General features: G+C 72.0%; 10 protein-coding genes. 3 read left to right on the plus strand and 7 right to left on the minus strand.

The window, feature by feature from the left end; translation table 11 throughout:
• Window positions 1-23: 23 nt before the first annotated feature.
• From ACO1BR_RS04955 to ACO1BR_RS04970, 4 genes are all read right to left on the minus strand, one after another.
• Window positions 24-989: an RNA polymerase sigma factor SigF gene (locus ACO1BR_RS04955; protein ID WP_426794000.1), complete on the minus strand. Its 966-nt coding sequence runs from the start codon at window positions 987-989 to the stop codon at window positions 24-26.
• A gap of 43 nt (window positions 990-1,032) precedes the next feature.
• Complete coding sequence (locus ACO1BR_RS04960; RefSeq protein ID WP_043266046.1) at window positions 1,033-1,446, minus strand: anti-sigma regulatory factor; 414 nt, start codon at window positions 1,444-1,446, stop codon at window positions 1,033-1,035.
• Window positions 1,447-1,749: 303 nt separating this feature from the next.
• The gene (locus ACO1BR_RS04965; protein ID WP_426793775.1) at window positions 1,750-2,238 is read right to left on the minus strand and encodes an N-acetyltransferase family protein; all 489 of its coding nucleotides are present in this window, start codon (window positions 2,236-2,238) and stop codon (window positions 1,750-1,752) included.
• 101 nt (window positions 2,239-2,339) lie between these two features.
• Window positions 2,340-2,600 (minus strand): UBP-type zinc finger domain-containing protein, encoded by a 261-nt coding sequence (locus ACO1BR_RS04970; protein WP_426793776.1) that lies wholly within the window; start codon window positions 2,598-2,600, stop codon window positions 2,340-2,342.
• Between the two features lie 58 nt (window positions 2,601-2,658).
• On the opposite strand from ACO1BR_RS04970, the gene ACO1BR_RS04975 reads away from it, so the two are divergent.
• Window positions 2,659-4,260 (plus strand): Na+/H+ antiporter, encoded by a 1,602-nt coding sequence (locus ACO1BR_RS04975; RefSeq protein WP_426793777.1) that lies wholly within the window; start codon window positions 2,659-2,661, stop codon window positions 4,258-4,260.
• A gap of 22 nt (window positions 4,261-4,282) precedes the next feature.
• On the opposite strand, the gene ACO1BR_RS04980 is transcribed toward ACO1BR_RS04975, so the two are convergent.
• Window positions 4,283-5,188 (minus strand): 1-aminocyclopropane-1-carboxylate deaminase/D-cysteine desulfhydrase, encoded by a 906-nt coding sequence (locus ACO1BR_RS04980; protein WP_426793778.1) that lies wholly within the window; start codon window positions 5,186-5,188, stop codon window positions 4,283-4,285.
• Window positions 5,189-5,246: 58 nt separating this feature from the next.
• Complete coding sequence (locus ACO1BR_RS04985; protein ID WP_159508113.1) at window positions 5,247-5,483, minus strand: hypothetical protein; 237 nt, start codon at window positions 5,481-5,483, stop codon at window positions 5,247-5,249.
• A 263-nt stretch (window positions 5,484-5,746) separates the two neighbouring features.
• Between ACO1BR_RS04985 and ACO1BR_RS04990 the strand changes: the two genes are divergently transcribed.
• Window positions 5,747-6,664 (plus strand): glutaminase, encoded by a 918-nt coding sequence (locus ACO1BR_RS04990; protein WP_426793779.1) that lies wholly within the window; start codon window positions 5,747-5,749, stop codon window positions 6,662-6,664.
• 141 nt (window positions 6,665-6,805) lie between these two features.
• The gene (locus ACO1BR_RS04995) at window positions 6,806-7,051 is read left to right on the plus strand and encodes a hypothetical protein (protein ID WP_159508111.1); all 246 of its coding nucleotides are present in this window, start codon (window positions 6,806-6,808) and stop codon (window positions 7,049-7,051) included.
• Window positions 7,052-7,102: 51 nt separating this feature from the next.
• Here ACO1BR_RS04995 and ACO1BR_RS05000 read toward each other — a convergent pair whose 3' ends face one another.
• Complete coding sequence (locus ACO1BR_RS05000; protein ID WP_426793780.1) at window positions 7,103-8,041, minus strand: beta-ketoacyl-ACP synthase III; 939 nt, start codon at window positions 8,039-8,041, stop codon at window positions 7,103-7,105.
• Window positions 8,042-8,238 lie beyond the last annotated feature (197 nt).

Below are 8,238 nucleotides of genomic sequence, written 5' to 3' on the forward strand. Positions count from 1 at the left end.
GTTCGGTGCCGGCTACTCCTCGACTACTCCTCGACCAGGAGCTTGTCGCGCAGCTGGGCGAGGGTGCGGGCCAGGAGGCGCGAGACGTGCATCTGGGAGATGCCGACCTCCTGGGCGATCTGCGACTGGGTCATGTTGCCGAAGAACCGCAGCAGCAGGATCTTCTTCTCGCGCGGCGGGAGGTCCTCCAGCAGCGGCTTGAGGGACTCGCGGTACTCCACGCCCTCCAGCGCCTCGTCCTCCGCGCCGAGGGTGTCCGCGACGGCCGGGGACTCGTCGTCCGTGTCCGGGACGTCCAGCGACAGCGTGCTGTACGCGTTGGCCGACTCCAGACCCTCCAGGACCTCCTCCTCGGAGATCCCCAGATGCTCGGCCAGCTCATGGACCGTGGGCGCCCGGCCGTGCCGCTGGGAGAGCTCCGCGGTGGCGGTGGTCAGCGACAGCCGCAGCTCCTGGAGGCGCCGCGGGACGCGGACCGCCCAGCCCTTGTCGCGGAAGTGCCGCTTGATCTCCCCGACGACCGTGGGTGTGGCATACGTGGAGAACTCCACGCCGCGCTCCGGGTCGAAGCGGTCCACCGACTTGATCAGGCCGATGGTGGCGACCTGGGTCAGATCGTCGAGCGGCTCGCCGCGGTTGCGGAACCGTCGGGCCAGGTGCTCGACGAGCGGCAGATGCATCCGTACGAGGGTGTTGCGCAGCTCCGCGCGCTCAGGGGAGCCCTCGGGGAGCTTGCGCAGCTCGTAGAACATCGCCCGGGCGCCGCTGCGCTCGCGACCGTCCTGCGGCTCCGGGGAATGCTGATCCTGGGGCTTGTCGTCGGGGCCCGGAGGCCCGTGCCGATCCGCCTGCCGACCCTGCTGCTCGCTCTGGTCCATGTGGTCCGCCCGCTCTGCCTGCTCCGCCGCGTCCAACCGGCCGCCGTGGTCGTCCGCTCCCACCGGGTGCGGCCGGGCATGCTGCCCGGGGATGGTCGCTCCCGCCGCCATCCTCGCGCCGCGTTCGAGATCTTTCACGGGGCCCCCTGTTCGGTCATGACGGTCCGGGACCGGCGCCGCGCTCCTTGTACAGACTGATGGTGACCGTTCGGTCCTCGGCGACGGTGGAGTCGACCTTGCCGGCCAGCGCGGAGAGCACCGTCCAGGCGAAGGTGTCGCGCTCGGGAGCGCGGCCGTCCGTCGTCGGGGCCGACACCGTCACCTGGAGTGCGTCGTCGATGAGACGGAAGACGCAGCTCAGCACACTGCCGGGGACGGCCTGTTGCAGCAGGATCGCGCAGGCTTCGTCGACCGCGATGCGCAGATCCTCGATCTCGTCGAGGGTGAAGTCCAAGCGGGCTGCGAGTCCGGCCGTGGCCGTACGCAGCACTGACAGGTAGGCACCCGCAGCGGGCAGACGGACTTCCACGAAGTCCACAGTCCCGGGCTCGCCTGCGATCTGGGACACCCTCACCTCCAAGGTGGCACAAGCTGGTTGAGCTGGAATGCGTGATGAATGCTCTTGGTGTTCGCGTTCTTCGGGGGTGTTCGTGCCGGGCAGCTCTCCCGTCTGGTGAAAGGAGAACGATCCGGCGCGGCACATGGTTCGGCTGTGACGCTATCGCGATCCGCGGGCCGGTGTCGCCCGGAAGGAGCAGGGCAGCCGTCCGGACGGAGGCGGCTCGGGCTCGCCCGGCGTCGCGTCTGTCACTGAGTGTAAAACCTCGGGCACGGACAGTGGTAGGGGTCGGAGCTGTCAAATCACAGCCGATTACGCTCCGTTGACCTCTGCCGTGCCGGCCAGGTCGTGCAGCTCCTCTCCAGTGAGCCGGAAGACGGTCCATTCGTCCATGGGCCGGGCGCCGATGGATCGGTAAAAACCGATGGACGGTTCGTTCCAATCGAGGACTGACCACTCGAAACGCTCGTATCCGCGGTCCGTGCAGATCTTCGCGAGGGCCACCAGCAGGGCCTTGCCGTGACCGCCGCCGCGCGCCTCGGGGCGCACATAGAGGTCCTCCAGATAGATACCGTGCGTGCCCGTCCACGTCGAGAAGTTCCGGAACCACAGAGCGAACCCCACAGGGGCGCCGTCGGCCTCGGCCAGCAGCGCGAAGACGGCCGGCTGGGGGCCGAACAGGGCCTCCCTGAGCTGCGTTTCGGTGGCCTGTGCGGCTTCCGGGACGCGTTCGTAGGCGGCCAGTTCGCCGATCATGGCCAGGACGACCGGTATGTCGTCGGGGGTCGCTTCGCGGATCATGCGGCAAGGCTAGAGCCTGTCCGGTGGGTCGGCGTCGGACAGACCCTGACGGGCGCCCGGCAGCGGTGTGCGCCCCACGGGGGTGCCGGCGGGCCCGGGCCTCACACCAGGATCTGGTCCGTGAAGCACCAGCGCCACGAGTCGCCTGGCTCGAACGACCGCATCACCGGGTGCCCGGTCTCCTCGTAGTGCGCGGTCGCGTGCCGGTACGGCGAGGAGTCGCAGCAGCCGACGTGGCCGCAGACCAGGCAGAGCCGCAGCTGGACGGGATGGCTCCCGGCGGCCAGGCACTCCAGGCAGGTGTCGCTCAGCGGTGCCGGTTCGGCGCGCGGGAGGTCGGGAACATGCGTGCACTCGCTCATGATGGCCAGGTTAGATCGCCGGGAGGACCGACGGAGGATACCGGGACGGGACGGGCCGATGGACGTGATGCCGCTGCTGTTGCTGGTCGCGGGGAGCGCGGGGGTCGCCGGGCTGGCGCGGCGCACGCCGGTGCCGGCGCCGCTGCTGCTGGTGGCCGCGGGGCTCGGCGCCGCGTACATCCCGGGGATCCCGGACTACACCCTCGACCCGCACATCGTGCTGCCGCTGCTGCTGCCCCCGCTGCTGCACACCGCCGCGCTCGACAGCTCCTATCTGGACCTGCGGGCCAACCTGCGGCCGGTGGCGCTGCTGTCGTTCGGCTATGTGCTGTTCGCGACGCTGGTCGTCGGCTACGTGGCCTACCTGGTCATCCCGGATCTACCGCTGACCGCCGCGCTCGTCCTGGGCGCCGTGGTCGCGCCGCCGGACGCCGTCGCGGCCACCGCGATCGCCCGCAGACTGGGGCTGCCGCACCGGATCACGACGATCCTCCAGGGCGAATCGCTGGTCAACGACGCCACCGCGATCACCGCGTACAAGGTGGCGCTGGCCGCCGCGCTGGGGGCCGGCGCCACCTGGGGCGACGGCATCAGGCAGTTCGCGGTCGCCTCCCTGGGCGGCATCGGCATCGGTGTCGTCCTGATGGTGCCGCTGCACTGGCTGCGCTGCCGGCTGCGGGAGTCGGCCCTCCTGGAGAACACCCTCTCGCTGCTCATCCCGTTCACCGCCTACGCGGCTGCCGAGCAGGTCGGGGCCTCCGGGGTGCTCGCCGTCGTGGTGGTGGGGCTCTACCTGGGGCACCGCTCCTGGCAGGTCGACTTCGGGACCCGGCTCCAGGAGGGCGCCGTCTGGAAGATGGTCTCCTTCGTGCTGGAGTCCGCGGTCTTCGCGCTGATCGGGCTCCAGCTGCCGGTCGTGCTGCGCGGGCTGGGGGAGTTCAGTACGGCACAGGCCCTCGGGTACGCGGCCGTGCTGTTCGCCGTGGTGGTGCTGGCGCGCTTCGTGTGGGTGTTCCCCGCTACGTATCTGCCGCGCTTCCTGTCGGCCCGGATCCGCGCCCGGGAGCCGGACACGAACTGGACCGCGCCGGTCGTCGTGGGCTGGGCCGGGATGCGCGGGGTGGTCTCGCTGGCCATCGCCTTCTCCATCCCGCCGGTGGTGCACGGGGGCGGCTCCTTCCCCTCCCGCAACCTCGTCCTCTTCCTGACCTTCACCACGGTCATCGGCACCCTGGTCATCCAGGGGCTGACGCTGCCCCCGCTGATCCGCGCACTGAAGCTGCCCGGCCGGGACGCGCAGGCCGAGACGCTCGCCGAGGCGCAGGCGCAGAGCGAGGCGTCGCGGGCCGCCGAGGCCCGACTGGACGAACTCCTCCAGGACGAGCGCAACGCGCTTCCCGGGCCCCTCTCCGACCGGCTGCGCACGGTCATGGAGCGCCGCCGCGACTCCGTGTGGGAGCGGCTGGGCGCGGTGAACGCGGTGACCGGCGAGTCGGCCGACGAGACCTACCGGCGGCTCGCGCGGGAGATGATCGACGTCGAGCGTCGGGTGTTCGTCGAGCTGCGCGACGCCCGGCGGATCGACGACGAGATGATGCGCACGCTGCTGCGGCGACTGGACCTGGAAGAGGCGGCGGCCTACCGGGAGTCGGCGACCTGACGGACGGGCGGGGCGCGGGCCGTTACGGCGTGCCCGTGACGACCGCGGCGACCGCGGTGCCGGGGGCGAAGGCGCCCTCCCCGGCCATCGCCGTCAGCGCGAACAGCAGCTTGGCGACGTAGACCCGTTCCACGGGCAGGCCGTGGCGCTCCTCGAAGGCGTCGGCGAAGGCGTCCAGCTCGGGGGTGCGGCGGGCGTAGCCGCCGAAGTGGAAGTCCTCCGCCAGCCGCCAGTCGCCGCGCGGGCCGCCGAAGGCCGCGCGCTGGAGCCCGGCGACCGTCTCATGGAGGAAGTGCGGCCGGCCGCCCTTGAGGACCGGGACGCCGATGGCGCGCTGGCCGGGGGCGAGTCCGGCGGCGAGTCCGGCGAGGGTGCCGCCCGTGCCGCAGGCCACCGCGACCGTGCCCGCCGCACCGCGCAGCTCCCGGCCCAGTTCCGTACAGCCCTGTGCGGCAAGGGAGTTGCTGCCGCCTTCCGGTATGACGCGGAACGCGCCGAACCGGTCGTGCAGCGCGGCGAGGAACTCCGGGTCGGTCTTGCGGCGGTAGCCGGCGCGGTCGACGAAGTGCAGCCGCATGCCGTCGGCGGCGCAGCGGGCCAGCGAGGAGTTGAGCGGGGCGCCGGCCAGCTCGTCGCCGCGGACCACGCCGATGGTGGCGAAGCCGAGGAGCCGGCCCGCGGCGGCGGTGGCCCGCAGATGGTTGGAGTACGCGCCGCCGAAGGTGAGCAGCGCACGGTCGCCCGCCTCGGCCGCGGCCCGAAGGTTGGGCGCCAGCTTGCGCCACTTGTTGCCCGGGAGTGCGGGATGGATGAGGTCGTCCCGCTTGAGGAGCAGGCGTATGCCCCGGCGGGAGAACGGCTCGTCGTCGATCTCCTGGACGGGGGAGGGCAGGCGGGGGCGCAGGGCCTGGGGATCGGGGCTGGTCACAGGGTGGGGAGGGCCGGGGAGGGTGGGGACGGGGGTGCGGTGGCGGTGCGGCTGGTGGTCAGCTGCCGTGGAGGAAGCCGTCGCCGTGGGCGCTGATGTGGGCTTCGAGGGCGGTCAGGGCGCTCTGGGTGGCATCCGGGGTACCACTGCCGCGGCGCTCGGCGTAGTAGGCGGCGCCCAGCTTCCTCAGCAGGTCGTTGCCGGCCCGCTGCTGCTGCAACTCGTCGACTTTCTGCTTGCCCTGCGCCAGTCCCTGCTTGGCCTGCTCCTTGGCGCGGTCGAGGAACCCGGTCATTGCTGCCTCCAAGAACATGGGTGAGATGGACATCGGTGAAACCGGTGCGGTCGGCCGGGGCCGGCCGTCATCTGTCGGGCCGGGCCCACCGGTTGGCCTGGTCGGTCTCGTACGGATCAACGGCGTGGGCCGTCGTACGGTTCCCGTGCCAGGGTCGGGGATGCCGGCGCGGGGCGCGACACGGGTGAGCCGGTTGGCGCAGGCCGCCGTGCGGCCGGGGCCTCCGATGGGGGCGCCCGGTGCGGGGGGTTAGCGTGTCCCCCATGGACTACCAGGCCGTACTTGAGGAGGTAGCGGCCTTCGCGAGGCCGTTCGTGGGGCGCGGGCACGTCGCCGACTACATTCCGGCGCTGGAGCGGGTGTCCGCGGACCGCTTCGGCATCGCGGTGGCGGACATCAACGGCGACGTGTACGGGACCGGTGACTGGGAGGTCCCGTTCTCCGTGCAGTCGATTTCCAAGGCGTTCTCGCTGGCGCTGGTGATGGCCCAGTCCCACGGTGACGACGACATCTGGAAGCGGGTGGGGCGGGAGCCTTCCGGGACGCCGTTCAACTCGCTGGTGCAGCTGGAATGGGAGAACGGGATCCCGCGCAATCCGTTCATCAACGCGGGGGCGCTGGTGGTGACGGACCGGCTGCAGACGCTGACCGGTGACGCGAGTACGTCGATGCTGGAGTTCCTGCGGGAGGAGAGCGGCAACGCGGAGCTGGCGTTCGACCAGGTCGTGGCCGGTTCCGAGGCGGACCACGGCGACCGGAACGCGGCGCTGGCGCACTTCATGGCGTCGTTCGGGAACCTGGAGAATCCCGTGCCGAGCGTCATCGAGCACTATTTCTGGCAGTGCTCGATCGAGATGACCTGCCGGGATCTGGCGGTCGCCGGGGGCTTCCTGGCGCGGCACGGGCTGCGGGCCGACGGCAGCCGGCTGCTGGAGGCGCGTGAGGCCAAGCGCATCAACGCGGTGATGCTGACGTGCGGGACGTACGACGCGGCGGGGGAGTTCGCGTACCGCGTGGGGCTGCCGGCGAAGAGCGGTGTGGGCGGCGGAATCGTGGCGGTGGTGCCGGGGCGGTGCACGCTGTGCGTGTGGAGTCCGGCGCTGGACGCGCGCGGGAATTCCGTGGCGGGGATGGCCGCGCTGGACCAGTTCACGACGCTCACCGGGTGGTCGGTGTTCTAGGGCCTGGTTCCGGGGCCTGTCCGACGGGCCATGTCACGGGCGGTGCGTACGGCCGGGCCGCCGGCACCGCCCGGCCGTACGCCCTGGCGTTGTGGCCTTCCCGGGAGCGGCGCATTGTGGGCGGTAGGAGGTGCACCTGCCATGGAGCACGAGATGCGCGCTGAGTATGCGGAGGGCGTGCTGCCGCACGAGGACACGCCGGTCAAGCAGTGGCACATGGCCCGGCTGGGCGCGACCACGGCGATGTGCGGCCGGGCGCTGGCGCCCGCCGCCGCCACCCAGTCGGTCGAGAGGTGGGGGACGCCCGACGCCCTGCCGTTCTGTCGTACGTGCGGCGTGATGTACATGGAGGAGCACCCGCAGGACATCCCGCTGGACGTCCGCTGAGCGGGCCCGCGGGGAGGGGGCTTGCAAGCAGTGGGCCTGGGGGGAGAGGCGCTACGGGCAGCGGATGACCTGGCCCGCGTACGAGAGGTTGCCGCCGAAGGCGAAGAGGAGGACGGGGGCGCCGGCGGGGATGTCGCGCCGCTCGACCAGTTTGGCGAGCGCCAGGGGGACCGAGGCGGCGGAGGTGTTGCCGGAGTCGACGACGTCGCGGGCGACCACCGCGTTGACCGCGCCGATGCGTTCGGCGACCGGCTCGATGATCCGGAGGTTCGCCTGGTGGAGGACGACGCCTGCGAGGTCCTCGGGGCGGACGCCGGCGCGGTCGCAGACCTTGCGGGCGATGGCCGGGAGCTGGGTGGTGGCCCAGCGGTAGACGGTCTGGCCCTCCTGGGAGAAGCGGGCCGGGTCGCCCTCGATGCGTACCGCGCCGCCCATCTCGGGCACCGAGCCCCACAGCACGGGGCTGATGTGCGGTTCCGGTGCGGCGGTGACGACGGCCGCGGCGGCGCCGTCGCCCACGAGGACGCAGGTGGAGCGGTCCGTCCAGTCGACCACGTCGGTGAACTTCTCGGCACCGATGACCAGGGCGTTCTTCGCCGAGCCGGCCTGGATGGCGTGGTCGGCGGTGGCCAGGGCGTGGGTGAAGCCGGAGCAGACGACGTTGATGTCCATCGCGGCGGGGGCGGCCATGCCGAGGCGGGCGGCGACCCGGGCCGCGGTGTTGGGGCTGCGGTCGGTGGCGGTGCAGGTGGCGACCAGGACGAGGTCGATGTCCCGGGCGGCGAGCCCGCCGGCGGCCAGGGCCTTGGCGGCGGCCGCCGCGGCCATCGCGTCCACGGTCTCGTCCGGCGCCGCGATGTGTCGGGTGCGGATGCCGACGCGGCTGCGGATCCAGGCGTCGTCGGTCTCCACCATCGTGGCGAGTTCGTCGTTGGTGAGTACGCGGGAGGGCTGGTAATGGCCGAGGGCCAGGACACGCGACCCGGTCATGAGGTCCCCCTGCTGGACTTGGGGCGGGCGGTACTCGACCAGTGTCGCCGCTGGGCGGCGGCGGACGGTTGCGTGATCCGCCAATGTTCGGCGGCCAGAACTGGAGAGATCTGACCGCCGTCAGCGTGTATGGGCGGGCGGTGTGCAGGGGCGCGCGGGCGAGCCTCGGTGGCGCGTGCCGGACACGCGCCACCGGG

Origin of the sequence: Streptomyces sp. YGL11-2 (assembly GCF_050054615.1) — a bacterium.
Taxonomy (GTDB): domain Bacteria; phylum Actinomycetota; class Actinomycetes; order Streptomycetales; family Streptomycetaceae; genus Streptomyces.